Consider the following 25,267-nt stretch of genomic DNA (forward strand, 5'->3'; position numbering starts at 1 on the left):
GATGTATTATACAGTATGGAAAGTGACGTGTATAGTAAATCTGTTAAACCATTCGAAGGGTGTTAAATTAGGAGAAGGAGTATGTTTCATGAAGGGAATTCAACTTATATTTAAAGATTGGAAGGCGATGTGGAACCATAAACATGGACGTATCGCTTTAATTTTTTTATTAATCGTTCCTTTAATTTATTCAGGATTCTTCTTAGCTGGATATTGGGATCCGTACGGAAAATTAGATAAATTACCTGTTGCAGTTGTTAATTTAGATAAGGGTGCTGTGATGGATGAAAAAACAATCCAGGCTGGAGACGATTTTGTTAAAAATTTAAAAGAGAATAAGGAATTGGCGTTTCATTTCGTATCAGAAAAAGATGCTGATGAAGGGCTAAAAGAAGATAAGTATTATATGGTGGTTACGATTCCGGAGGAGTTCTCTAAAAAGGTAAGTACACTAATGGATGAGAAACCAGAGCCGGCGAGGCTGCAGTACAAAGTAAATCCAGGGAAAAACTTTGTAGCAGCTCAAATTGGAACGACAGCTGTTGAAAATATGAAAACAAAAATCTCAAATAGTATTACGAAATCTTATACAGAAGGTGTCTTTTCAAAGTTTCAAGATTTGGCACAAGGGTTGAGTGATGCAAGAAATGGCGCTGAGAAGTTACATGAAGGAACGATAGATGCAAGAAATGGGGCAAATCAGCTTGCAGATGGTATTCATCGTTTAAGTGACGGGACATCAAAAGTGAAAGAGGGAAGTGAAAAACTTGCTTCTAGCCAATCTGCCTTAAGTGGCGGTGCAAATGAGCTTAGTCAAGGAGCGACATCACTTCATAGTGGTATGGAGTTACTAGCGCAAGGTGAAAAAACTTTACAATCAGGAGTTAGTGAATTAAGTGCTGGTACAAATGAATGGGTGAACGGAAGTGAGAAACTTGCTGAAGGGCAAGTGAAAGCGGACAATGCAGCAAATAGTGTAAAACAACAATTAGAAGAGTACGTGAAAAGTCATCCAGAAGTGCAGCAAGATCCTGCTTTTCAAAAGATCATTGCTACTTCTAACGGATTAGCTAAAGCAACAAACACTTTAAATAATAGCCAGCAACAATTGACACAAGGTGCGCGGAAGCTTACTGATGGTCAGCATAAGATTGAGGAAGGCATGAATACATTCGGAGTTAAGTTAAACGAAGCTACCGCTGGAACGAAAAAGATAGCAGATGGTACTTCGAATTTAGCTGATGGATTTACGAAGTGGGGAAATGGATTTACATCATTACAAGAAGGTGTAAATCACCTTGCGAGTGGCGGAACAGAGCTGAATCATGGTGCTGATAAGTTAACGAACGGACTTGTTAAACTTGACGATGGTGCGAAAGAACTTTCTACGAAATTGGGAGAGGGCGCAGAGAAGATAGCGGATGTTCGCAATGATGATGCACGCAATACGATGTTCTCAGAGCCGGTTCAATTAGTGAAGTCGACAGTTTCTGATGTGCCTAACTACGGTTCAGGTATTGCACCATACTTTTTATCACTGGCATTTTATGTTGGTGGAATTATGGCATCGAATATTTTACCTCTTGGCCGTAGACAAAATATGAAGGTAAGCGGAACAGTACATTTTATTAATAAACTAGGATTAGTATATTTAATTGGACTCATTCAAGCACTACTTGTAGATGTGGTAGTGTTAGGGGTTATGAGATTAGAAGTTGCAAGTGTATCACTCTTTATTTTATCAAGTATTGTTATTTCCTTTACGTTCATGACATTTATTCTTATGTTAGTAACGGTATTCGGCATTGTTGGGAAGTTCGCAGCGGTAACGCTTCTCGTTCTTCAATTAGCGACGAGCGGAGGTACTTTCCCAGGAGAGTTAAATATAGCTGTGCTTAGCAAAATTGGACAGTTTCTTCCAATGTCTCATTCTCTTAGAGGATTACAAGATGTTATCTCTTTAGGAGATTGGTCGCAATTACGAATGCAAATTTTAATTTTATTATGCTATCTCGTTGTCGCTGGTGGAATCACATGGGTTACGAGTCATATACAGTATAAGGAAACGAATGCAGAGCAAGTTTCTTAATAAAAGAAGCTATCCGAAAAGGTTTTATTATGACCTTTTCGGATAGCTTTTTCTTATTTCTTTTCCATAACTGCAAAGTAGTTATTTTCATTATCAGCAAAGTTGAATGCTCTACCAGTAGGTAAATCTACAACTTGTCCAACTGTAACACTTTTCTCAGAAAGATCTTTATACAGTTGATCTAAGTTATTAGAGAAGAACATAAGTGAAGGGGTATTTAAGTTTAATTCAGGTTGCATCTTCGCAATTAACGCTTTATCGTGAAGGACGATGCTTGTTCCGGCTTCTTTTGCCGGCGCAATTTCAATCCAGCGAAATCCTTGACCGTTATTTTCTTCCGCAACGATTTGGAATCCTACTGTTTCTGTCCAAAATTGTACTGATTCATCTTGGTTATTTACATATAACATAATTTGTCCAATTTGATTAATCATAGGTGTGTCCTACTTTCTTTTCTTATATGAAATACTATTATATCAAATATATGGTTTAAATACTTTTTCATGATTTTTCCGAATGGCAATCTTCGCCCATTTCATATTTGTCGTAGGGGAAGGCCCTGTAATCCACGTATGAAGTGGTAGTGTACTGCAAATGACCATTGCTGAAATAGAGATTGTGGTCGTTAATATAAATAATAATAGGCTATATAATATTGTGTTTTCTTGCAGTGCGAATAAGGAAAGAAATTTTGTACATAGTTGCAAGAAGAAAAAATGAGCTAAATAAGCGCCATACGTGTAATTCCCGATAAAACGTAAAGCTTTATATAAGAAACCACGTCGCTGTACAATTGTAATAGATAACACGTACAGTATCATAATTTCACAAACAATATATAAAAACATGGACGGTTTTAAATAAGTAGAAACCGTTAAATGAATAGAATTGGCGCCGTAAAAACTAAATAACTCATAATTGATGAATAAAAATAAGATGAAAAATAGTATTGTGATAAGCGGAATATGTTTCATGACAAATATACGCCAAGTTTTTAATGATACAGCAGCTATTCCTCCCATGACGAAATAGAATGAGTAGAAGAAGAAGGAACGATCTGTATAATGTAAAATGGTTGAACTAGTCAGTTTCTCTCCATTAAAAATGTAGTGAGAAGAGTACCACATTAAGAAGAAATATAGACAAGCGAAAATGATCATATATTTATATATGTCTTTTTTATTTTCTGTTCGTTTTTGAAACCAATAAAATAGTGTGCATAGTAAAGGGAACAATAAGTGAATTTGGAACATCATAATAACGTACCAAAGATGAGGTGCAGCTGTTCCGAGTAATAAACTTTTTATTCCGCCTTGTAGTGTAATGACATCGTTTGTTGTTAATAGATAAAGAATAGACCAAAAGAAATAAGGGATGAGTAAATGTGTGGATTTTTCATAAATATACTCTGTATAAACGAGTTTCTTCGTATATTGCCGAATTAAATGGAAGCCGACGATAAATATGAATGCAGGTGCTGAAAATTTTGCAAGATTAAATAGCATGCCCATAATGAGGGATTGCTCGAGTAAGACATTTCCTTGATTCATTGTATATAATAAGGAACTTTGCAAAACGACAGCAAGAAATGCAATGCTTTGCAAAACTTTGAATTCTGGTGCGCTTTGTGTCACTATATCCATCTCCTTTTCCATACATGATTATAGTACGGAGAATGGATGATAGGTGTGGAGTATTTGTGAAGATTATAACAAATTTGTGGCGGAATGGATTATTTCGAAATATATGTATCACAACTTTAAATATATCAACGATTATTCCAATATATCTATCACAACAAAAAAGAGGATGCTTGTTAGGAGCATCCTCTTTCTATATATTAAGCAAATTTATTTTTGATCCAGTTTTTACCTTCTACAAGGCGAGCTGTCATTACGGCACAAGCGTTATCTCCTGTTACGTTTAACACTGTTGCAGGAGGATCGATGATTGTACTAATTGCTGCGATAATTGGCAATGCTTCTGGTGGGAATCCGTATAGAGAAACGATTAACATTTCCCCAATCATACCGCCGCCTGGAATAGCACCCATTACTGTTCCTACTAATAGAGAAACGACAAGTGCGATTGCTAATGTTTTCGGTCCTTCGAATTCCATGTTGAAAATACCGAATAAGAAAGCAATTTTTAATACCCCGCCTAAAACAGATCCGTCTTTATGAAGTGTAGATCCAAGAAGGACAACTGTTTCACGAACGTCAGAAGAAATACCCATTTTCTTCGTTGCTTCTAAGTTCGATGGAATACTTGCGGCACTACTACAAGTTGCAAGTGATGTAACTGTAGGAGAGACCATGTTCTTCCAAAATATTTGTACACCTTGTTTGCGACCTGCAAGGTACGCATAGAATGTAAAGAATACGAAGAAGTAAATAAGAGAAGCTGGATAGTATACCATTGCTGCTCGGAAGTAAGTTCCAAGAAGTTGTGGTCCGAATTCACCAACTAATGCTGCGAAGTAGGCAGCTAGTCCGATTGGAGCGTAGTACATAATGAAAGATACAACTTTCATTGAAATTTCTGCACCAGCTTGTAGGAATGTAGCGAATGGTTTCCCTTTTTCACCAACTGCTGAAGTTGCAACCCCCATTAAGATAGAGAAGAAAATAAGAGCTAGCATGTTCTCGCGAGATAGTAACTTTGAAAAGTCTGATACTGTTATGATACCAACAATTTGATCAGCAACACTAACTGCTTTTTCAGCTTTATCAGGCTGCGTTAGTTCTAATACAACACCTTGTGCTGGCGGGAATACTTTCACGATAATAATCATAAAAATAGCAGCTAAAATACTTGTAAATAAGAAAGTTCCAGCCATACTAGACATAATTTTACCGAAACGTTTTAATCCATCCATATTAGCAATAGATGACGCGATGCTAAAGAATACTAAAGGTACAACAATCGTAAACATTAAGTTTAAGAAAATGTCACCAAGCGGCTTTAAAGCAACTGCATCGGCACCCATGAAATAACCAATGAAACCACCAATTAGGATAGAAGATAATAAAATAAGCGGAAAGCGATATGCCTTCATAAATATACCCTCCTATCGATTATAAAAAATCATACTGAATCATTATAGCGAGTTAGAGACTTCTTTACTAGGAAAATACGGATAGATGGAATAGCGTGAAAACCGAGAAATTTTTGTTTTTAAGCTCGGCATACAGTTAGAAATCTAGACATATATATTTGTAACCTAGTAGTGGCAAGGGCTACACCATAACTTAGGTTTGGAAAAAGGGGGAGGGGAGCGAGATGAATATTTTACTTTGCTGTGCAGCGGGAATGTCTTCCAGTTTGATTGTTACAAAAATGGAGAAAGCAGCAGAGGCAAGAGGGATACAGGTAAAGATTTGGGCAGTATCAGGTTCAGAAGTGCGAAATCATATTGATACTGCAGATGTACTTTTACTTGGACCGCAAGTACGTTATTTATTACCGAAAATGAAGGAATTATGTAAGGAGAAGGGAATACCTGTTGATGTCATTCAATCCGTCCATTACGGACTTTGTAATGGAGAGGCTATCTTACAAGCAGCTTTGTCCATGAAACCATGAGGAGAGTGGGATAGATGATAAAGTTTTTAGAGAAATATGTGATGCCAGTGGCAGGGAAGGTTGCAGAGCAGAGGCATTTGCTAGCAATTCGTGATGGACTTGTATTGACGATGCCTTTCTTAATTATAGGATCAGTTTTTCTTATTCTTAGTACATTACCAATCCCCGGGTATAATGAATTCATGGCGAGTTTGTTCGGGAAAAATTGGAACGTAGCATTAGGGTATCCAGTTAGTGCAACTTTTAATATAATGGCTTTAATAGCTGTTTTTGGAATCGCTTACAGACTTGGTGAGTATTATAAAGTAGATGCTTTAGCATCTGGTGCATTATCGCTTGTAACCTTCTTGCTTGCAACTCCATTTCAAGTTGCATATATCGTTCCGGGTACGAAAGAAAGTATACTGGTAGATGGAGTAATTCCAGCGGCATTAATGGGAAGCCAAGGTTTATTTGTAGCGATGATTATTGCAATTATATCTACTGAACTTTATCGATTTGTTGTACAGAAAAAGATGATTATAAAGATGCCTGAGACAGTTCCACCAGCAGTAACACGTTCATTTGCAGCACTTATTCCAGGATTTATTGTTGTGACAGTTGTTTGGATTATTAGATTAATCTTTGAACACACGACTTTCGGTAGCATTCATAATGTTGTAGGGAAGTTGCTGCAAGAACCACTTAGTGTACTTGGTGCTAGTCTTTGGGGAGCTGTTATAGCGGTTATTCTCGTTCATGTCCTTTGGGCATGCGGAATTCATGGGGCTACAATTGTAGGTGGTGTAATGAGCCCAATTTGGTTATCGTTAATGGATCAAAACCGAATTGCTTTTCAGGCTGGGCAAGACGTACCGAATACAATTACAGCACAGTTTTTTGACCTATGGATTTATATGGGTGGATCTGGTGCAACACTTGCTTTAGTTGTCGGAATGTTATTATTTGCACGAAGTCAGCAATTAAAAAGTTTAGGACGATTGTCGATTGCACCTGGTATTTTTAATATTAATGAAATGGTGACTTTCGGAATGCCGATTGTAATGAATCCACTTTTACTTATTCCATTTATACTGGTTCCAGTCGTGTTAACGGTTGTTTCTTATTTTGCAATGGAATGGGGATGGGTTGGACGTCCGAGCGGAGCTGCTGTAACTTGGACTACACCTATTCTTTTTAGTGGATATTTAGGATCAGGTGGGAAAATTTCAGGAGTTGTTTTGCAGCTCGTTAACTTTGCGATTGCATTCTTTATTTATTTGCCATTCTTAAAAATATGGGATAAACAAAAAGTAGCGGAAGAAAAGGGGGAGTAAAGAAATAACATGGATACGATAGAGACGAAAGCTTTTCATTTAATCTTGCATGGAGGAAATGCGAGAAGTTGTTCAATGGAAGCAATTGATTGTGCGAAGCGCGGTGAATTTAAGGAAGCGGAAGCTAAACTACAAGAAGCTTTAAATGAATTGCAAGAGGCGCATCGCTTACAAACAGAGCTCATACAGAAAGAGGCTGCCGGGGAAAAAACCGAAGTTACCCTTCTGATGGTGCATGCGCAAGATCATTTAATGAATGCAATTACGGTGAAGGAATTGGCGAGTGAGTTTGTAGAATTATATAGGAAATTAGAAGATGATAAATGAACCTTGCATATGCAAGGTTTTTTTATGTGTTAAAAAATAATTTAGTGTTTTTTTTGTTTAAACACAACTAGACAACTAAACACTAATCTATTTTCATACAGTTATGTGTTAAAAGTGAGGTGTTTTATAACACACTGTGTGTTTTTTTGGGACACACTGATTGAAAGCGGTAACACACAAAGAAATCACTCGAAAAAACGCTGATTTTAGGCGTTTTGAAAAGTTGGCACGCTAATTGCATTAATAAATAGCGTAAAGAAAAATAAATAAAACATAAAATTTTTATACTACACAAGGGGGATTTATAAATGAATATTTTATTATGTTGTTCAGCAGGGATGTCTACAAGTTTACTAGTTACAAAAATGGAAGCGGCTGCAAAAGCTCGTGGTCTAGAAGGTAAAATTTGGGCTGTATCTGGGGATGCAGTAAAAAACAATATCGATCAAGCAGATGTATTATTACTAGGACCACAAGTTCGTTACATGCTTTCTACAATGAAAACGCTTGCCGATGAGAAAAATGTTGGAGTCGATGTTATTAACTCAATGCACTACGGCATGATGAATGGAGAAGCAGTTTTAGATCACGCATTAACACTTAAAAAATAATTAGGGGGGAAGCGAAATGCAAAAATTTATTGCATTTATGGAGAAGTATATTGTTCCTGTCGCTGGTAAAATCGGATCGCAACGTCACTTAGCTGCGATCCGTGATGGATTTATTGCAGTTATGCCACTTATTTTAGTTGGTGCATTGGCATCACTAATTAATGGTTTTCCGTCTGAAGCTTTCCAAGAGTTCATGAAAGGTTTGTTTGGTGAAACGTGGAAACAAGTTGGCGGTGGAATGTGGACTGGTTCTTTCGCAATTCTAGCACTAATCATAGCATTTACAACAAGTTATAACTTAGCAAAATCTTACGGCGTTGATGGTTTGTCAGCAGGTATTATTTCATTTGGTGCGTTAATTATTCTTACGCCAACAACACCGAAAGAAGGCGGATTGAACTTAGCTTGGACAGGGGCGCAAGGGCTATTTGTAGCAATTATCGTGGCACTCCTTGTTACTGAGGTATTCCGTTTCTTTGTACAAAGAAACATTACTTTTAAAATGCCTGATGGAGTACCACCAGCAGTTTTAAGATCTTTCGCAGCTATAGTTCCAGCATTTGTTATCTTAACAGTAGTTGCAGGTATTCAATTAGCAGTGAAATTAGCTGGTACAAGTGTTCATGAATTTATCTTTAACACGATTCAATCACCACTGCAAAGTTTAGCAGGGACATTACCAAGTGCAATTGTCATTGTACTCCTTGTTCATCTTCTTTGGTTCTTCGGTTTACATGGGCCAAATATCGTTGGTGGTATTATTGAGCCATTATACTTACCGGCATTAGAGAAAAATATGACGTTATTCAAAGGTGGTACATCTGCATTTGATGTTCCAAACATTATTACAAAACCATTCTTTGATACTTTTGTATATCTTGGTGGTTCTGGTGCAACATTAGCGTTCTTAGTGGTCGTATTACTTGTAGCGAAAAGTGCACAATTACGCGGTGTATCTCGCTTATCAATTGGACCAGGTGCATTCAATATTAACGAACCAGTAATCTTTGGTACACCAATTATTTTAAATCCAATTTTATTCTTACCGTTTATCCTAACACCAATTGTATTAGTAATTACTTCTTATACAGCTCTATCTATTGGTTGGGTACCAAAAACAGTTGTGATGATCCCATGGGCAACACCACCAATTATTAGTGGTTATCTTGTAACAGGTGGACATCTTTCAGGTGCAATTCTACAGTTATTCAACTTTGTAATTGCGATGGTAATCTACTATCCATTCGTTGTATTATCTGACCGTTCTGTTGTTCGTACTGAAAAAGCAGCAGCACAAGGAAATAACAACTCTGTACCTATGTAACATAGTAATTGTTCTCACAGGTAACATTATCTGTGAGAACAATCACCTTTATATCATGTTCAAAAAGATGAAACCCATCTACAAGAACACCAAACTATCATTAATAAAATAATAATTTAATAGACATGTTCAAACTGAAGGGGTATTTAAATCGGTTGAACCATAATAGAGAGGGCGGTAATTATGATGACTACAGCAGAACAAATTCCATTCCAATTGATTTTAAATAGTGGTAATGCACGAAGCTTTGCAATGGAGGCACTGCAATTTGCCAAACAGGGGAAAATGGCAGAAGCTGATGAAGCGATGGTAAAGGCGAAAGAAGCGATTAATGAAGCGCATCATTTCCAAACAGAGCTCATACAATCAGAAGCAAGAGGGGAAAAAACAGAGATTAGTGTTCTTTTAATTCATGCGCAAGATCATTTAATGAATTCTATTACGGTAAAAGAATTAGCAGCAGAATTTATTGACCTTTATAAAAAGCTAGAAGCGAAAGGGGAATAAAGCATGACTGGAATTAAAATTGCTACAATCGGCGGTGGCTCTAGTTATACACCAGAGTTAATTGAAGGGTTTATTAAACGTTATGACGAGCTTCCTGTTCGTGAAATTTGGTTAGTAGATATTGAGGCAGGAAAAGAGAAGTTAGAAATCGTTGGTGACTTAGCGAAACGTATGGTGAAAAAATCAGGTTTACCAATTGATATTCATTTAACACTTGATCGCCGTGAGGCATTAAAAGATGCTGACTTCGTAACAACGCAGCTTCGCGTTGGTTTGTTAGAAGCACGTGCAAAAGATGAAGCAATTCCATTAAAATATGATGTAATTGGTCAGGAAACGAATGGTCCTGGTGGTTTGTTCAAAGCGCTGAGAACGATTCCTGTTATTTTAGATATTTGTAAGGACATGGAGGAACTTTGTCCGAATGCATGGTTAATTAACTTTGCGAATCCGGCTGGTATGGTAACAGAAGCTGTCCTTCGTTATACAAACATTCAAAGAGTAGTTGGTCTGTGTAACGTTCCGATTGGAATTCGTATGGGTCTTGCGAGATTACTTGAAGTAGATGCAAGCCGGGTACACGTTGATTTCGCAGGTTTAAATCACATGGTATACGGATTAGATGTATACTTGGATGGCGTAAGCGTAATGGATCGTGTGTTAGAGCTTGTAACAGATCCAGAAAAGCAAATTACGATGGAAAACATTGCTGCGCTTAACTGGGAGCCAGACTTTATTCGCGGTCTTCGTGCAATTCCGTGTCCATATCATCGTTACTACTATAAAACACGTGAAATGTTGGAAGAAGAGAAAGCAGCTTCGATTGAAAAAGGTACACGTGCAGAAGTAGTAAAACAATTAGAAGATGATTTATTCGAGCTATATAAAGACCCGAATTTAGATATTAAGCCACCACAATTAGAAAAGCGCGGCGGAGCTTATTATAGTGACGCAGCATGTAGCTTAATTACGTCTATTTACAATAATAAAGGTGATATCCAGCCTGTTAATACACGAAACAACGGAACAATTGCAAGCTTGCCACATGATTCGGCTGTTGAAGTGAACTGTATTATTACGAAAGAAGGTCCAAAACCAATTGCGGTCGGGGACTTACCGGTACCAGTTCGCGGTTTAGTACAGCAAATTAAATCATTTGAGCGCACAACAATTGAAGCTGCTGTTACAGGGGATTATCATAAGGCGCTGCTTGCTATGACAATTAACCCACTTGTACCATCAGATAAAGTTGCAAAACAAATTTTAGATGAAATGTTGGAAGCACATAAAGAACATCTTCCACAATTCTTTAAGAAGATAGAGAAATAAAAAGCGGCGCTGTTTAGCCCGCTTTTTTTAATTCTAGTAGGAGGTATTGCGATGATTAAACTAATTGTAAATGCAGATGATTTCGGTCTTACGGAAGGTACAAATTACGGAATTATTGATGGACATAAAAACGGGATTGTAAATTCAACGACGATGATGATGAATATGCCAGGGACAGAGCATGCCGTACGCTTAGCGAAAGAGTATAAAACGTTAGGGATAGGAGTTCATCTCGTATTAACGGCAGGAGAACCGCTTCTTAAAGACGTTCCATCACTTGTAAGTAGCGATGGATTGTTTCATAAACAAAGTGTTGTATGGGAAGGAAATATAAATCCAGAAGAGGTAGAAAAAGAATGGACTGCTCAAATAGAGAAGTTTTTATCTTACGGATTAACACCAACTCATTTAGATAGTCATCATCACGTGCATGGATTACCGCTTTTACACGACGTTCTTGAGAGATTAGCAAGTAAATACAATGTTCCAATTCGTCGTTGTGAGGAAGAGCGAGCGGTGCACCCATTTTCAGATGTATTTTACAGTGACTTTTACGCTGACGGTGTGACGGAAGATTACTTTGTGAAGTTAAAGGAAAGAGTGCAGGACGAGCAAACGGTAGAAATTATGGTGCATCCAGCTTATATTGACCCAGAGCTTGTGAAGCGTTCTTCTTACGTAATGGATCGCGTGAAAGAGTTGCGTATTTTAACGGAGAGTGAGTTGCCTGAGGGAATGGAGCTTGTGAAGTTTTTTGTGCTTACAAAATGGATAGAACATATCCACCGAAGGCCCCGATTATAACGATAACCCAAGGTGGTGTTTTCCAAAAAGCGAGTAAGCAAAATAGAAGAGAAGCAAAAACGAAATCTACAGAATTCATAATTGTACTCGTCCAAATTGGATCATAAAAAGCTGCAAGTAAAATGCCGACAACGGCTGCGTTTACTCCAAGTAGTGCACCTTGTATGTAAGATACTCTCCTTACACTGTCCCAAAATGGTAAAACGCCAACAACGAGCAGGAAGGCGGGAAGAAAGATAGCGATCGTTGCAACAACTGCTCCGGCGGTTCCATTTAGCACTGCTCCTATATAAGAAGCGAATGTAAATAGTGGCCCTGGCACTGCTTGTGTTAATCCGTATCCAGCAAGAAATTGTTCTTTTGTCATCATCCCGTTTTGTACAAACTCACTTTCAAGAAGAGGAAGTACGACGTGCCCTCCGCCAAATACAAGTGCACCAGAGCGATAGAAGCTGTCAAATAAAGAGATGAAATAAGAGTATGGTCGTAACATCGGTAACAGTATTAATAGTCCGAAGAATAAGACGAGACAAGATATGGCTACCATCTTTGAAATAGGTACGTTTATTTTATGAGCTTGGCTAACTGGTTGATCGCGATATAAAAACCAACCGATGAAACCAGCTACTATAATGAGAATTACTTGTGTCCAGCTACTTGGCCATAATAGGGCGATTGCGGCAGTTGCAATTGCGATTGTTGCACGGTTTCGGTCTGGTGTTAACTTTTGAGCCATTCCCCATATTGCATGAGCGACAATTGCGACCGCTACAAGTTTCAGCCCGTGAATCCAGCCAGTACTTCCAAGCTCGAATTGGTTAAGAAATGAAGCGAAGAAAACTAAAACGAGCACAGATGGGAGAGTGAATCCGATCCATGAAATAATGGCTCCTAATAATCCGCCGCGCAATAAGCCAACTCCCATCCCGACTTGGCTGCTAGCAGGGCCAGGAAGGAATTGACATAGTGCTACTAAGTCTCCGTAACTTCGTTCATCCATCCATTTTCTTTTTTGCACGTATTCATGATGAAAATAACCAAGATGGGCGACGGGACCACCAAATGAAGTAAGTCCTAATTTAAATGATACGAGAAAAATCTCTATTAATGATTGGAAAGAGTAGTTATTATTTTTCAAAATTTCCTCCTAGACTGTTTTTCTAAGTGCATTATACAAGAGCGAGTAAAGCAAAAGAAACGATTTTAATGTAAATATTGTGTGAATCTTTTCTTCGTAATTAAAATTTGAAAAAGTCATAAATGATTATGTCTAAACCATAAAGTAGTAGAAGTAGTGCTGGGAAATTTATATGAGGAGAATGCCCGTATGACAACACATTTCTTTGCTAGGTTAACAGGGAAGAGGGAAGTACCTCCTGTAAATACAGAAGCTTACGGTGTAACAGAGCTCATTTTTAGTGAAGATTTAAAGAAGTTGCAATATCGGGTCATATTAAAAAATATAAAAAAAATCACGTCATGCCAAATTCATTTAGGAAAAGCGAATCAAATTGGTCCAGTTATTTTAAGTTTGTTTGGTCCGTTAGAGCAAGGAATTAGTGTGAATGAAGGAGTCGTTACTGGTGTAGCTAGAGTAGAGGATTTTGAAGGGCCTTTACAGGGGAGAGCATTTGACAGCTTGTTTCAAGAGATAATGCAAGCAAATGTATATGTAAATGTTAATACGAAATCTAATAAAAAGGGAGAAATAAGGGGGAGAATAAGGGAAGTAAAGAAGTAAGAGAAAAGGCTGTCCAAAAAACATTTTGGAACAGTCTTTTCTGCTATAAGGTGCAAATTTTAGCGATTATTGTCAGTAAATCGATATATTTTGAAAATCGCTGATATAATCCGGGTTACGCCGATATATTTAAAAAATCGCTGATATAATTCGCGTTACGGTCGATATATTTAAAAAACTGCCTAGTTTAATTTTTTACAGGCTGATTTTTAATGAAGAAGTCCATTATATAAAATACTTCGTCATCTGGGATTTGTATTTCAAATGTATTTTCAATAGGTTGCAATGCTTTTTTCACTTTCATATACATCCAGTACTCATCTTGTCTTCGTTTCTCTTTATCAGGATGAGGGAGGAGACTTTCGCCTTTTTGAAGACGGTCAACCATGCAGCTCATATGCAAAATCACACCCATTAAACTGTCGGGAGTTAGCTGTAAAGAAATCAATTCTTGAATTGTATTTAATGCATAACGAATTGTTTTAATAAGTAATGCTCCATCGTTACGCTGCATTTGTTGTTCAAGAATATCAGCCATTTTTGCATATGTTTCTTCATACGTAATCAATTCTTGAATTGGTTGAATAGCTGTGTAGTTCACAATGTCTTGGAAATGATATGTTAAGCAAGGTATTTGCATATCGAAATTCGTGACGATACAAATGATATTACGCTCTTTTTTTATGTTCTCGATCATTTTAGTTAAATCTTTTTCATGAACGATGCTAATCGGAATAATTTCAATTAAGTCTTTATCAAAGCGTAAATAGTTCTCTAACATTTTTTGAATTGCTAAAGCACTTCCTTCGCCGGTTAAACAAGCTGTTAAAATCACGGATTTCATTGGCGATAGTGGCTTTTTCTTTTCTTCCTGTACGTTTAAATAGAACGGCGTTAAGTTCTTCACTGTTTCGTATAGTGCATCTAATGAATAGCCAAGCTGAGCTTTTCGAGCTGCTTCTAGTGCGTGTGGTGTACTCGTCATGGAAAGAACACGTACAGGGATTTTGAATTCAGTTTCTAATATATCACCAATATAAGCGAGAGACCCCATATCAACAAGTAAGAGAAGCCCGTTTACATTTTGAAGTGTTTTCATATACACTTTAACACGCTCTAAGAAGTCTTTTGGTGATTCATGCAAGGGCATATCGATACCAGTTACTTCATCAATACCGAGAAGTTCGTTTGCAACGTTTGCCATTTCTGTTGCGATACCATTACCGTGTGCTAATATTAATACTTTTACTTCTGTTTGTGAGGCAGGAATTGGATCAACAACGAAGAACATTGTTAAAAAGCCAGCTTCATCAATAGGTATTGTTATTTGTAATTCTTCTTCTAATAGCTGAATACATTGCATAGCTACGGAAAAAGCTTCTTTATATTTCGTGCGAATTTGATTTAATTGTGGGTGGTGAATTTGTTTCCCGCCCTGTAAACGTTGTAGAGTTGTCTGTACATGTAAACTTAAAGCGAGAAATACTTTTTCATCGAAAGTTTTAGATAAATATTTTTCAGCTAGTTCCGCAATTTTTTCACATACGGAAACGATATTACGATCCACAATTTTAAATACATTTTCATGACTTGTTTTTTTAGATATTTGGTTAAAGTATTGGACGAAAAAGCTTTGAATATCATTTTCTATTAGTAATTCTAATTCTTCCTCTTCAATGCCGCGTGCTTGAAGTTCTTCATATTTATAATCAATATAATCGTAAATAGAAGAGCGACTTCCTTCGGGTTTTATTGTATGTTTACTCCAACCTTCATCACCTGTAAATACAAATGTTTCATTTGGTATTTGATATAGATGACGGCTCTTTCTTTCAATAAATAATCCTTCTTTCATATACCAAGGTAAATCTGTACTTGAAACACAGACAGAATCACGTTTTTTTGTTACGAAATCAGAATAAGCTTTCGCACAGGCAATTTGTACGTCCGTTTTCAATTGGCCGATGTTATTTGGACAATTGTAAAAGACGAAAGCACGCATTGTATTTGGACTAACATGAATCTCTTTCCTTAGACGAATTGCTTCATTTGTGAAAAATAGCTGTAGTAAAGCAAACCGTTCTTTATGTGTTCGCTCACGAAGTGGTGGAAGCGTAACGGTCATCGGAATACGTCTTGTAAATGTTTTTAATAAAAATGAATTCGGTTCTTCGGTTGTTGCAGTAATAATCAACACTCGTGCCTTACGTTCATTTTCCGTTTCTCCAAGGCGGCGGTATACTCCGCGATCAATAAATGTGAAGAGCATCTCTTGTCCTTCTGGAGGAAGGCGATGTACTTCATCTAAGAAGAGGATTCCTTCATGTGCTTTTTCAATTAACCCTTTTTGATCACTGGCACCTGTGTAAGCTCCTTTTTTTATCCCAAATAACTGTCCAAGTAGTAGTTGTGGATTGTTTGCATAATCAGCACAGTTAAAGACGATAAAAGGTGCATCTTTTGGAAGTTGTTCCACTTCAATTGCGTATTCGTGCATTAAAGAAGCGAACATCGATTTTCCGACACCTGTTTCTCCAAGTAATAAAGTATGCATACCGTTTGGAGGATAGAGAATAGAAGCTTTTGCTTTTTCAATTGCAATTTTTAGGCTTGTATTTTCAATAGCAAATGTATCTAATGAAGTGCCCTTTGTTGAATGCGTTTCCAATGAAGAGTTCGTTTCTATATAAAAACGGACAGGGCGTGTACTCGTTTTTAATAAACGATTATCTTTCACAAGCTTGTTTAAATCGCTACTAACATTTGCACGGTCTAACTGTAGAAGTGTAGCGATTTCTGATGCTGTTATACCTTCTGTATAATTCCCTTTTTGTATTGCGTTAAAAATGAGATCTATTCGTTTCATTTCTATTCACCTCGAAACTTCATCACTATTTAAAATTTTACACAAAAATGAGAAGTGTGGGAAGAGAAAAATAAAGTGAAACTTTAATCAGTGGGGTTTTTGTTCATTCCCACTGATTATTAGCCTTCACCAATTGCCCGTTAACGCGGGGTAAAACAGCTTTAGTACATAGGCACTAAAGCTGTTACAATCTTGTGTCTTTCCAAAAATTCACTTCGAGATGTGAAGATGGATTGTAGGGAAGTAGTTTATATCCTTGTGAGTGTAAATAATCAATTACTTTTGGGAGTATTTGCACTGTGACACTAGAATCATGCATTAAAATAACCTCTACTTGTTCATCGCTTTGATTTCGTACTCTTTCTAGTATTGCGGAAGGATTATCATAGCTTTTCCAGTCATATGTATCAATTGTCCAATCCCACATTTTATACTGGGCCGATACGAGTGCGTCACGGTAATTCTTTTTTAAGTAAGGCATGCTACCGTATGGGACCCGAACGAGATGTGTATTTAAATGTGTAACTTGCTGGACAATGCTTTGGGTTTGCTCCATTTCTGCAATTAAAACAGATGGATCGCCAGTATAAAGACGTTTTACATCATGCGACATACTATGGAGACCGATATAATGTCCATCTTTAATCAATCGCTCCATCGTTTTTTTATAATGTGGCACCTTTCCGCCAATAACGAAGAAAGTTGCTTTTCCGTTCTTCTCTTTTAAAATATTTAAAATTTGTGGTGTGTATTTATTTGGTCCGTCATCAAATGTTAAGTACGCAATTTTTGTTGTAGGAGAGGTAGTTTGAGTACTTTGGTAATCTTTTACTTGAATGTCTGTAGTTGCTTTTGTATTCGATGATGCGTACATAGTAATAGTTAAAAATAAAATTATACATTGAAGTAATCGCTTGATCATAACATTCACCCTCAGTTTGACAATCAAGATGTAAAAATGAAAATTTGATACTTTTTTCGTTATACGTATATCTTTCTCCAATAGAGGCACTCTCAAACAATCTATATTTTGGAAATGGGGAATAAGGATTAAAAAATAAAAAATAGCATCCTCTTATGAAAAGAGGATGCTATTTGAATATTTCATAATAGTAAAGGCTATACTACAATTAGTCTTCGCGTTTTTTCACTTTTTTATAGAAGGAAATAATTGGTTTGTAACGTTCGTGTACAAGACCGATTACTTCAGCAATGATTTCTGTAAAGAAGATTAAAATGAAAAGAAGAATAATGGATAACCATAATGTTGCACTACTGAAAATAATTGCATTTACACTAAAGAAAATACCCAATGCGTAAATAATTAGTACCGTTTTACGATGAGAGAATCCCATTGCAAGCAAACGGTGATGTAAATGCGATTTATCAGGTGCTGAAATAGGCTTTTTATTTACGATACGGCGGATAATTGCAAATGTCGTATCAAATATAGGTACACCTAAAATAATGATTGGAACGATAAAACTGAATAACGTTACGCTTTTGTATAATCCAAGTAACGATATAACAGAAATACAGTATCCTAAAAATAGTGCTCCTGTATCTCCCATGAAAATTTTTGCTGGATGGAAGTTGTAGAATAAAAATCCAATTGTACTTGCTAATGTAATCAGTGCTAGAGGTAATATAATAGCTGCTCCAGTACCCCATGGGCTAGTGAAGGCCATATATGCTAGCGTTGCAAGTACGATAGATGAAATCCCTGCGGATAATCCATCTAATCCATCAATTAAGTTGATGGCATTTGTAATACCTACAATCCAAAATACAGTAATTGGATAAGCAAGCCATCCGAGTTCAGTATCTCCAAGAATTGGAATATATAATACTTGCACTAATAATCCGCTTTTTACAATCATGATGGCAACTAATAGTTGTCCACCGAATTTTACCCTCGCAGATAGTTCGTACATATCATCTAAAATCCCGATGATAACAATGATGATAGCACCTAAAGTTATCGATAACATTCTTTGTTCGTACAATCCACCGACAACAAATCCTACGGCTACACCGATGAAAATTGCTAACCCGCCAAGACGAGGCATAATTTTTTGGTGTACTTTACGCGCATTTGGCTTGTCTGTTGCTCCTATTTTGAAAGCTAATTTAATAACTAAAGGAGTAACGACGAGTACAGTGATGAAAGATGCCAAAATGGCATAAATCACTTGTGAGTCCATTAATACCCCACCCTTTATAGTTTAACGTAATTTTTTCAATCGTATTTATCTGAAAATTATGATGTTTGTTTACAGGCTCATAACATATGGTATCACAAAAAGATTAGAATTCAATCTTTTTTTCTTTTGACTGTAAAGGGGAGTGAATAGAATATATGACAATTGGATATGGAATGTTGTGTCCTTTGAGAAGGTTGATTTCATATTGTGGCTTGTAATATGACATTGTACTCTCCTCTCATATAGCGATGACTTTTGTTTCAGTATTATAAGTGTTGCACGTAAAATGAGTAAGTTCCGTGTTAAATTGTGGGAATTTACATTTTGTATATATTGCATCATTTAACTTTACAAAATCTTAAAAAATAATAAAAAAACGATTCATATAATAAAGAAGTGAAAGAGTTTTCTCATTCTTAGTGTGAGAGGGGGAAGCACAGGGGAGTTCTATGTATTCGTATATTTTCTTATGTATATTCCTGTGCGAAAAGAAAATGAAAATTACGATAATAGGTACCGGATATGTTGGATTGATTACAGGAGTAGGATTGGCGAGATTGGGACATTCAGTCACATGTTTCGATATAAATAGTGGGAAAATTGAACGGATTAAACAAGGCGAGTTACCTATTTATGAATGTGGATTAAATGAATTAATAAATGAAGCATACGAGAATAATCATTTAACTTTTACAGCAAGTAAATCAGCGGCATTTAATGATGTAGAGTTTATATTTATTGCAGTTGGAACGCCATCTTTATTAGATGGAACAGCAGATTTAACGTATATTCGTAGCGCTTGTGATGATATTGGAACATATGTGAATAACGATATTATTGTTGTTACGAAAAGTACGGTTCCTGTAGGGACAAATGATGTAATGAGAGAATGGATTGAGGATAAACTACAAGGTAGACATGAATTATATATTGTATCGAATCCAGAGTTTTTAAGAGAAGGTTCTGGTATTTATGATTTTTTTCAGGGTGATCGTATCGTAATTGGAGCATGTAGTGAAGAAGCTGCAAGGCAAGTAGAGAATTTGTACAGTAAATTAAGCTTACAAACGTATATTACAGATATTCGAAGTGCTGAGATGATTAAATATGCATCTAATGCTTTTTTAGCTACGAAGATTAGTTTTATTAATGAAATTTCTAATATATGTGAGCAAGTGGGTGCAGATATAGTAGATGTAGCTACAGGGATGGGGATGGATAAGAGAATTGGTGCATCTTTTTTAAATGCAGGCATTGGATATGGAGGATCTTGTTTTCCAAAAGATACGAAAGCACTTGTGCAAATTGCAGGGAATGTTTCTCATGATTTTCGCTTGTTGAAAGCAGTCATTGAAGTGAATAATAAACAACAGTTGTTGTTAGTTGAAAAAGCGAAGAAAATTATAGATATGAAGAAGAAGCGAATTGCGGTTCTTGGTGCAGCATTCAAACCGAATACTGACGATATTAGGGAAGCACCATCACTTATTATAATAGAGGAATTAATTATTGTAGGTGCGGATGTGGTTTTATATGACCCGCAAGCCATTCAAAATGTAAGAGGTTTATTTGGAAATACGATACGATACGCTGAGTGTATAGATGAATCGATTAGAGAGGCGCAGGCAGTTTTTATCGTAACAGAATGGGAATCAATTCGAAACTATCCGCTAGAAAAGTATGCACAGCTTATGAGGGAACCTATTCTATTTGATGGGAGAAATTGTTATACTAATGAGGATGCCGAGAAGCATGGATTAGATTATTACTCAGTTGGGCGAAAAGACGTCTGTAATAGTAATGTTTCTCAGGCGCGTTAAAAACTGTATTTTCACATGCATATTTTTATATGCGATAATAGAAGTTTTAACTAGTGAAAGAAAAGAGGCAATGAAATGACTAAACGTTTAAAAGTAATGACAATTTTCGGGACACGACCAGAAGCAATTAAAATGGCACCTCTTGTATTAGAGTTGCAAAAGCACCCAGAAAAGATTGAATCAATTGTGACTGTAACAGCACAACACCGTCAAATGTTAGATCAAGTATTAAATATCTTTGGAATTACGCCAGATTTCGATTTGAATATCATGAAAGATCGTCAAACGTTAATCGATATTACAACACGTGGTTTAGAAGGTTTAGATAAAGTAATGAAAGAAGCGAAGCCTGATATCGTACTTGTGCATGGTGATACAACGACGACATTTATTGCAAGCTTAGCTGCTTTCTATAATCAAATTCCAGTAGGACATGTTGAAGCAGGACTTCGTACATGGGATAAGTATTCTCCATATCCAGAAGAGATGAATCGCCAACTAACAGGTGTAATGGCGGATCTTCATTTCTCACCTACAACAAAATCAGCAACGAACTTACAAAAAGAAAATAAAGATGAGTCACGCATTTTCGTAACAGGAAATACAGCGATCGATGCACTGAAGACAACTGTAAAAGAAACTTATAGCCATTCGGTGTTAGAGAAACTTGGAAATGATCGTCTTGTACTTATGACAGCACACCGTCGTGAAAATTTAGGAGAACCAATGCGCAATATGTTCCGTGCAATTAAGCGTCTTGTTGATAAGCACGAAGATGTACAAGTTGTATACCCTGTTCATATGAATCCTGTTGTTCGCGAAATAGCGAATGATATTTTAGGCGAGCATAGCCGTATTCATTTAATTGAGCCGTTAGATGTAATTGATTTCCATAACGTTGCAGCTCGTTCATACTTAATGTTAACTGATTCTGGTGGTGTACAAGAGGAAGCACCATCACTAGGTGTGCCAGTCCTTGTCCTTCGTGATACGACGGAACGCCCAGAAGGTATCGAAGCAGGTACGTTGAAATTAGCAGGAACAGATGAAGAGACAATCTTTGGTCTTGCTGATGAGTTGTTATCTGATAAAGAAGCTCATGATAAGATGACGAAAGCATCTAACCCTTACGGTGATGGCCGTGCGTCTGAGCGTATTGTAGAAGCGATTTTACAACATTTTAAGAAGTAAAGTGAAACTTTAATCAATGGGGTGTTTATCCCACTGATTATTAGCTCGCACCAATCGTGGGAAATGAAAAAAGAGCCAAATCGTATTTGATTTGGCTCTTTTTTATTATTGCTGATTTCTCATAATCCACTCTGCATGAGCATTTGTAGAAGGGGGAGGAGGTGGTGGTGTTTTGTTCTCACTCGGCTCCTTCTTTGCTTTTGCGCTGGATTTAGAATTTGAATCGGAATTTGTATTCTCATTTTTCGTAGTCTCTGTTGGGACTTTTGCTTTTTCTCCTATTTCCTTTTCAATTTCGTTACGTACAGTCTCTACACTGATTGGATCTGGAAGGAAGTAATAAATACCGCCAATTTTTCTGTCTTCTCCTTCAAGTTTTAACGTTTGTATTGTAGAAGGGTCGAATCCAGAGATTTTATTGTAAAGAGCAAGTCCGTCTGAAATAGGAATATCGGTTTTTATATATTTTCCAACTACCTTTGTTAAATCTTTAATTTTAAATACGGTAGAAGCAGAGTTTAGCTTTTGGGCAACAGCAGCCAGTACTTGTCTTTGTCTAGCAGCTCTACCATAATCACCGTTAGGATCTTGCTTTCGCATACGGACGTATGCGAGTGCTTCTTCACCATTTAAGTTCTGTTGACCTTGTTTAAATTGGATTTTTTTATAGTAATCCACGTCAGAGCGTTCCCAGAAATCGAAGGGGACATCAACGGTAATACCGTCAACAGCATCAACGATACCTTTAAATCCTTGGAAATCAATTTTAATATAATGATCAACAGGAACTTTTAAAAACTCTTCGACGGTGTCGACTGTCATTTTTTCTCCACCGTAAGCATGAGCAGCGTTAATTTTGTCTTCTTTATTTTTGCCAACAATCTTAACACGAGAATCGCGCGGGATACTCATAAGTGAAACCTTTTTTGAGTTTGGATTAACTGTCGCGAACATAAGTGAATCTGTTCGACCGTTTTGACCGTCAGTTGCATAATCTTCAATACCCATAATGAGTATTGTGAAAGGTTTTTTTGTGATTTCCACATCTGCTGCTCGTAATTTAGATTTTTCACGGCTAAATCCACTGTACATCCCCATGAGAGAAGAGTAGGAATTTAACATATAAAGTCCTACGCTACCAAATAAAAATGCGAAAATAAGAAAGAAGAAAAACTTTCTTCTACGTTTCTTTTTTATTCTGCTATTTTGGAGATGATTATAACGTTCTTCCATATATAATCTCCTTAGTTCATTTGTAGGGAATTAATTCACTACATTAATCTTTAAAGGCGAGACGTTAGCTATTCTTAGATAACACCTTGTTCTAAGTACAACATATCTCCTTCTTTAATTGTACACTTCCCGTTTGTTAATTCAATCATCCAATCTGTATATGTTTGTTTTCGATTTTCTTCTACATACGTATCGAATGTGACGTTTTCTAGATAACGTATATCTTTAATGTTATATTCTGAATTACGTAATTCATTTTCAACTTTGCCAAGCAATGTGTAATCAATTTCTGTTTCCATAACGCGCATTAGTTTTCGCTCAACAACACCTACGTGATTAAGTCCTTCATTTGTACATTTTCCATATGCGCGAATTAATCCACCAGCACCAAGTTTAATGCCACCAAAATAGCGCGTGACGACAACGACAGTATCCTTTAGACCTCGCTTTTTTAATACTTCTAACATAGGTACACCAGCTGTGCCGCTCGGTTCGCCGTCATCGTTTGCCTTTTGAATTTGATCTTGTTCACCGATTAAATATGCGGAACAATTATGTGTTGCATTCCAATGCTGTTTTTTTATTTTTTGTATAAATGCTTGAGCTTCCTCTTCCGTTGTGGCGCGATTTACATAGCAAATGAATCTTGATTTTTGAATCACAATTTCGTGCTCTCCATAGCCTTTTATTGTTAAATATTGTAATAACAATGGTATACGCCCCTATCTTTCAAAATAACTAGTACTTTACATTTTAAAAGCGAGCGTTTTTATATTCAAACATTTTTTACAAATATGTTGAAATTTTTGGTGAGTATTTTATCTTTTTGTTGTAATTTGTCGAGCGAGTGATTGTAGTTTCTAGCCGGCATTTTTATGTATGGATGCACCTTTTCTAGTTTTCGTGTAAAATTAGGGGATAAAAATTTTTTATAAGGCAGGTACGAAAATGAAAACAGCTATTGTTACCGATAGTACAGCATATATACCGAAGCATATTCGTGACGAACTCAATATATATATGATTCCATTAAACGTTGTGTTTGGAACGGAATCTTATCAAGAAGAGGCTGAAGTTTCAGCAAATGATTTTTATATAAAAGTACGTGAACAAGAAGAACTTCCGAAAACTTCGCAGCCAGCAATTGGAAAGTTTTTAGAGTTATATGAAGAGTTATCTAAAGAATATGATGCAGTTATTAGCATTCACCTTTCCAGTGGAATTAGTGGTACATATCAAACAGCAACGGCAGCTGGACAGATGGTAGATGGTATTGATGTATATACGTACGACTCTGAAATTAGTTGTGAAGTACAAGGGTTTTACGTGCGTGAAGGGGCGAAATTAGTAAGTGAAGGGAAAGCCCCAGAAGAGATTATCGCTCGCTTTGATGAAATGAAGCAAACGATGGATGCTTATTTTGTAGTGGATGATTTACATCATTTACAACGTGGTGGAAGATTAAATAGTGCACAAGCTTTCATTGGTAGTTTGTTACAAGTAAAACCAGTATTATACTTTAGAGATAAAGTAATTATTCCATTCGAAAAAATTCGTACGCGTAAAAAAGCGTTAAAGCGTATCGTTGAAATCTTTGATGAGCAGGCAAATAAAGGTGTGCCTATGGAAGCTGTTATTATTCATGCGAATCGTGAAGAGGAAGCTAATGAATGGAAACAAGAATTAGAAGTGATATACCCTCATGTTACAATTCGTACGAGTTATTTCGGAGCTGTAATTGGGACGCATTTAGGTGAAGGTGCGCTTGGTTTAGGTTGGTATACGAAGTGATAAAGATATAAAAGCTCTCTTACTTGAAGAGGGTTTTTTTACGGGTATTTTACGGGGATTTGACAAGTTAATATTTGGAAATGGTAAAATGTATGTAAAATTAAATAATGAGGAAAGTTTTATTACTTACTTTTTACAAGAAACTATATTATAATAGAAGAGAGGTGAAACATATGGAGCATGATTCTTGTTTATGTCCAAAGTTTGAGTCAGCTTTTACAATGCTTAGTAAGAAATGGACTGGCTTAATTATTAAATCTTTGCTCGAAGAGCCGAAACGTTTCAGAGAAATCGCAGATATTATACCGAATATGAGCGATCGTATGTTGTCAGAACGTTTAAAGGAATTAGAAGGCGAAGGTATTGTAGTTCGTAATGTTTATCCAGAAGTACCAGTTAGAATCGAGTACGGTGTAACTGATAAAGGGAAAGCGTTGGAAAGTGTTATGGATGAGGTCCAAAATTGGGCTGAGAAATGGATGAAGTAACGTTTCTATTTCATTCATATTGGAGTATTTTCAAAACGTAA

Annotated in this window: 23 protein-coding genes; 14 read left to right on the forward strand and 9 right to left on the reverse strand. The window is 36.6% G+C overall.

Translation table 11 applies throughout. The annotated features are described in order from the left end of the window. The first annotated feature begins 88 nt into the window (after positions 1–88). Positions 89–2,089, forward strand: coding sequence for a YhgE/Pip domain-containing protein (locus DET63_RS06985; protein ID WP_113936240.1), 2,001 nt, complete (start codon positions 89–91; stop codon positions 2,087–2,089). A gap of 53 nt (positions 2,090–2,142) precedes the next feature. Here DET63_RS06985 and DET63_RS06990 read toward each other — a convergent pair whose 3' ends face one another. From DET63_RS06990 to DET63_RS07000, 3 genes are all read right to left on the reverse strand, one after another. After that, positions 2,143–2,523, reverse strand: a complete 381-nt coding sequence (locus DET63_RS06990; protein WP_002034775.1) for a VOC family protein — start codon at positions 2,521–2,523, stop codon at positions 2,143–2,145. 42 nt (positions 2,524–2,565) lie between these two features. Further along, complete coding sequence (locus DET63_RS06995) at positions 2,566–3,723, reverse strand: acyltransferase (protein WP_113936241.1); 1,158 nt, start codon at positions 3,721–3,723, stop codon at positions 2,566–2,568. A 206-nt stretch (positions 3,724–3,929) separates the two neighbouring features. Then, positions 3,930–5,147 carry a dicarboxylate/amino acid:cation symporter gene (locus tag DET63_RS07000; RefSeq protein ID WP_002089631.1) on the reverse strand — a complete coding sequence of 406 codons (1,218 nt, stop codon included), beginning with the start codon at positions 5,145–5,147 and terminating at the stop codon, positions 3,930–3,932. 224 nt (positions 5,148–5,371) lie between these two features. On the opposite strand from DET63_RS07000, the gene DET63_RS07005 reads away from it, so the two are divergent. The 8 genes from DET63_RS07005 (at position 5,372) to chbG (ending at position 11,892) form a co-directional block, all read left to right on the forward strand. Beyond that, positions 5,372–5,674, forward strand: coding sequence for a PTS sugar transporter subunit IIB (locus DET63_RS07005; protein WP_002089630.1), 303 nt, complete (start codon positions 5,372–5,374; stop codon positions 5,672–5,674). 14 nt (positions 5,675–5,688) lie between these two features. Further along, on the forward strand, positions 5,689–6,990 hold the full coding sequence (gene celB / locus DET63_RS07010; protein WP_113936242.1) for a PTS cellobiose transporter subunit IIC: 1,302 nt from the start codon (positions 5,689–5,691) through the stop codon (positions 6,988–6,990). A 9-nt stretch (positions 6,991–6,999) separates the two neighbouring features. Beyond that, positions 7,000–7,317 carry a PTS sugar transporter subunit IIA gene (locus tag DET63_RS07015; protein ID WP_113936243.1) on the forward strand — a complete coding sequence of 106 codons (318 nt, stop codon included), beginning with the start codon at positions 7,000–7,002 and terminating at the stop codon, positions 7,315–7,317. A 308-nt stretch (positions 7,318–7,625) separates the two neighbouring features. After that, entirely contained in the window at positions 7,626–7,928 is a 303-nt protein-coding gene (locus DET63_RS07020) for a PTS sugar transporter subunit IIB (RefSeq protein ID WP_002089627.1), read from the forward strand. Between the two features lie 16 nt (positions 7,929–7,944). Further along, positions 7,945–9,252 (forward strand): PTS cellobiose transporter subunit IIC, encoded by a 1,308-nt coding sequence (gene celB, locus DET63_RS07025; protein WP_113936244.1) that lies wholly within the window; start codon positions 7,945–7,947, stop codon positions 9,250–9,252. Between the two features lie 183 nt (positions 9,253–9,435). Beyond that, positions 9,436–9,759: a PTS lactose/cellobiose transporter subunit IIA gene (locus tag DET63_RS07030; protein ID WP_000989054.1), complete on the forward strand. Its 324-nt coding sequence runs from the start codon at positions 9,436–9,438 to the stop codon at positions 9,757–9,759. A gap of 3 nt (positions 9,760–9,762) precedes the next feature. Continuing rightward, positions 9,763–11,088, forward strand: a complete 1,326-nt coding sequence (gene celF, locus DET63_RS07035) for a 6-phospho-beta-glucosidase (protein ID WP_002034744.1) — start codon at positions 9,763–9,765, stop codon at positions 11,086–11,088. A gap of 51 nt (positions 11,089–11,139) precedes the next feature. Continuing rightward, the gene (chbG, locus tag DET63_RS07040; protein ID WP_113936245.1) at positions 11,140–11,892 is read left to right on the forward strand and encodes a chitin disaccharide deacetylase; all 753 of its coding nucleotides are present in this window, start codon (positions 11,140–11,142) and stop codon (positions 11,890–11,892) included. Here chbG and DET63_RS07045 read toward each other — a convergent pair. Beyond that, positions 11,849–13,030: a chromate transporter gene (locus tag DET63_RS07045; protein WP_113936246.1), complete on the reverse strand. Its 1,182-nt coding sequence runs from the start codon at positions 13,028–13,030 to the stop codon at positions 11,849–11,851. The genes chbG and DET63_RS07045 overlap by 44 nt on opposite strands. Before the next feature lie 189 nt (positions 13,031–13,219). Between DET63_RS07045 and exsM the strand changes: the two genes are divergently transcribed. Then, complete coding sequence (gene exsM / locus DET63_RS07050) at positions 13,220–13,633, forward strand: exosporium regulatory protein ExsM (RefSeq protein WP_002166452.1); 414 nt, start codon at positions 13,220–13,222, stop codon at positions 13,631–13,633. A gap of 187 nt (positions 13,634–13,820) precedes the next feature. Here the strand turns inward: exsM and DET63_RS07055 are convergent, their stop codons facing one another. The 3 genes from DET63_RS07055 to DET63_RS07065 form a co-directional block, all read right to left on the reverse strand. After that, positions 13,821–16,499, reverse strand: coding sequence for a sigma-54-dependent transcriptional regulator (locus DET63_RS07055; RefSeq protein ID WP_107887205.1), 2,679 nt, complete (start codon positions 16,497–16,499; stop codon positions 13,821–13,823). Between the two features lie 184 nt (positions 16,500–16,683). Further along, the gene (locus DET63_RS07060; protein ID WP_107887206.1) at positions 16,684–17,421 is read right to left on the reverse strand and encodes a polysaccharide deacetylase family protein; all 738 of its coding nucleotides are present in this window, start codon (positions 17,419–17,421) and stop codon (positions 16,684–16,686) included. Between the two features lie 208 nt (positions 17,422–17,629). Next, positions 17,630–18,703, reverse strand: a complete 1,074-nt coding sequence (locus DET63_RS07065; RefSeq protein ID WP_002068377.1) for a glycosyltransferase family 4 protein — start codon at positions 18,701–18,703, stop codon at positions 17,630–17,632. A gap of 449 nt (positions 18,704–19,152) precedes the next feature. Here DET63_RS07065 and DET63_RS07070 point away from each other — a divergent pair, with 449 nt between their 5' ends. Together DET63_RS07070 and wecB are read left to right on the forward strand one after the other, a co-directional pair. Then, positions 19,153–20,523, forward strand: coding sequence for a UDP-glucose dehydrogenase family protein (locus DET63_RS07070; RefSeq protein ID WP_113936247.1), 1,371 nt, complete (start codon positions 19,153–19,155; stop codon positions 20,521–20,523). A gap of 75 nt (positions 20,524–20,598) precedes the next feature. Then, positions 20,599–21,714 carry a non-hydrolyzing UDP-N-acetylglucosamine 2-epimerase gene (wecB, locus tag DET63_RS07075; protein ID WP_113936248.1) on the forward strand — a complete coding sequence of 372 codons (1,116 nt, stop codon included), beginning with the start codon at positions 20,599–20,601 and terminating at the stop codon, positions 21,712–21,714. Between the two features lie 105 nt (positions 21,715–21,819). Here the strand turns inward: wecB and DET63_RS07080 are convergent, their stop codons facing one another. Both DET63_RS07080 and DET63_RS07085 read right to left on the reverse strand, forming a co-directional pair. Continuing rightward, entirely contained in the window at positions 21,820–22,947 is a 1,128-nt protein-coding gene (locus DET63_RS07080) for an LCP family protein (protein WP_113936249.1), read from the reverse strand. A gap of 74 nt (positions 22,948–23,021) precedes the next feature. Then, complete coding sequence (locus tag DET63_RS07085) at positions 23,022–23,657, reverse strand: YigZ family protein (RefSeq protein ID WP_113936250.1); 636 nt, start codon at positions 23,655–23,657, stop codon at positions 23,022–23,024. 238 nt (positions 23,658–23,895) lie between these two features. Between DET63_RS07085 and DET63_RS07090 the strand changes: the two genes are divergently transcribed. Then, on the forward strand, positions 23,896–24,738 hold the full coding sequence (locus DET63_RS07090; protein ID WP_113936251.1) for a DegV family protein: 843 nt from the start codon (positions 23,896–23,898) through the stop codon (positions 24,736–24,738). Positions 24,739–24,911: 173 nt separating this feature from the next. Continuing rightward, positions 24,912–25,226, forward strand: coding sequence for a winged helix-turn-helix transcriptional regulator (locus DET63_RS07095; RefSeq protein ID WP_113936252.1), 315 nt, complete (start codon positions 24,912–24,914; stop codon positions 25,224–25,226). The last annotated feature ends 41 nt before the right edge of the window (positions 25,227–25,267 follow it).

Origin of the sequence: Bacillus sp. DB-2 (assembly GCF_003315125.1) — a bacterium.
GTDB lineage: Bacteria > Bacillota > Bacilli > Bacillales > Bacillaceae_G > Bacillus_A > Bacillus_A mycoides.

Bases quoted from the DNA above. Each gene is read 5' to 3' on its own strand.
- DET63_RS06985 (WP_113936240.1), top strand. From the start codon at position 89: ATGAAGGGAATTCAACTTATATTTAAAGATTGGAAGGCGATGTGGAAC.
- DET63_RS06990 (WP_002034775.1), bottom strand. From the start codon at position 2,523: ATGATTAATCAAATTGGACAAATTATGTTATATGTAAATAACCAAGAT.
- DET63_RS07000 (WP_002089631.1), bottom strand. From the start codon at position 5,147: ATGAAGGCATATCGCTTTCCGCTTATTTTATTATCTTCTATCCTAATT.
- DET63_RS07005 (WP_002089630.1), top strand. From the start codon at position 5,372: ATGAATATTTTACTTTGCTGTGCAGCGGGAATGTCTTCCAGTTTGATT.
- celB (WP_113936242.1), top strand. From the start codon at position 5,689: ATGATAAAGTTTTTAGAGAAATATGTGATGCCAGTGGCAGGGAAGGTT.
- DET63_RS07015 (WP_113936243.1), top strand. From the start codon at position 7,000: ATGGATACGATAGAGACGAAAGCTTTTCATTTAATCTTGCATGGAGGA.
- DET63_RS07020 (WP_002089627.1), top strand. From the start codon at position 7,626: ATGAATATTTTATTATGTTGTTCAGCAGGGATGTCTACAAGTTTACTA.
- celB (WP_113936244.1), top strand. From the start codon at position 7,945: ATGCAAAAATTTATTGCATTTATGGAGAAGTATATTGTTCCTGTCGCT.
- DET63_RS07030 (WP_000989054.1), top strand. From the start codon at position 9,436: ATGATGACTACAGCAGAACAAATTCCATTCCAATTGATTTTAAATAGT.
- celF (WP_002034744.1), top strand. From the start codon at position 9,763: ATGACTGGAATTAAAATTGCTACAATCGGCGGTGGCTCTAGTTATACA.
- chbG (WP_113936245.1), top strand. From the start codon at position 11,140: ATGATTAAACTAATTGTAAATGCAGATGATTTCGGTCTTACGGAAGGT.
- exsM (WP_002166452.1), top strand. From the start codon at position 13,220: ATGACAACACATTTCTTTGCTAGGTTAACAGGGAAGAGGGAAGTACCT.
- DET63_RS07055 (WP_107887205.1), bottom strand. From the start codon at position 16,499: ATGAAACGAATAGATCTCATTTTTAACGCAATACAAAAAGGGAATTAT.
- DET63_RS07060 (WP_107887206.1), bottom strand. From the start codon at position 17,421: ATGATCAAGCGATTACTTCAATGTATAATTTTATTTTTAACTATTACT.
- DET63_RS07065 (WP_002068377.1), bottom strand. From the start codon at position 18,703: ATGGACTCACAAGTGATTTATGCCATTTTGGCATCTTTCATCACTGTA.
- DET63_RS07070 (WP_113936247.1), top strand. From the start codon at position 19,153: ATGTATTCGTATATTTTCTTATGTATATTCCTGTGCGAAAAGAAAATG.
- wecB (WP_113936248.1), top strand. From the start codon at position 20,599: ATGACTAAACGTTTAAAAGTAATGACAATTTTCGGGACACGACCAGAA.
- DET63_RS07080 (WP_113936249.1), bottom strand. From the start codon at position 22,947: ATGGAAGAACGTTATAATCATCTCCAAAATAGCAGAATAAAAAAGAAA.
- DET63_RS07090 (WP_113936251.1), top strand. From the start codon at position 23,896: ATGAAAACAGCTATTGTTACCGATAGTACAGCATATATACCGAAGCAT.
- DET63_RS07095 (WP_113936252.1), top strand. From the start codon at position 24,912: ATGGAGCATGATTCTTGTTTATGTCCAAAGTTTGAGTCAGCTTTTACA.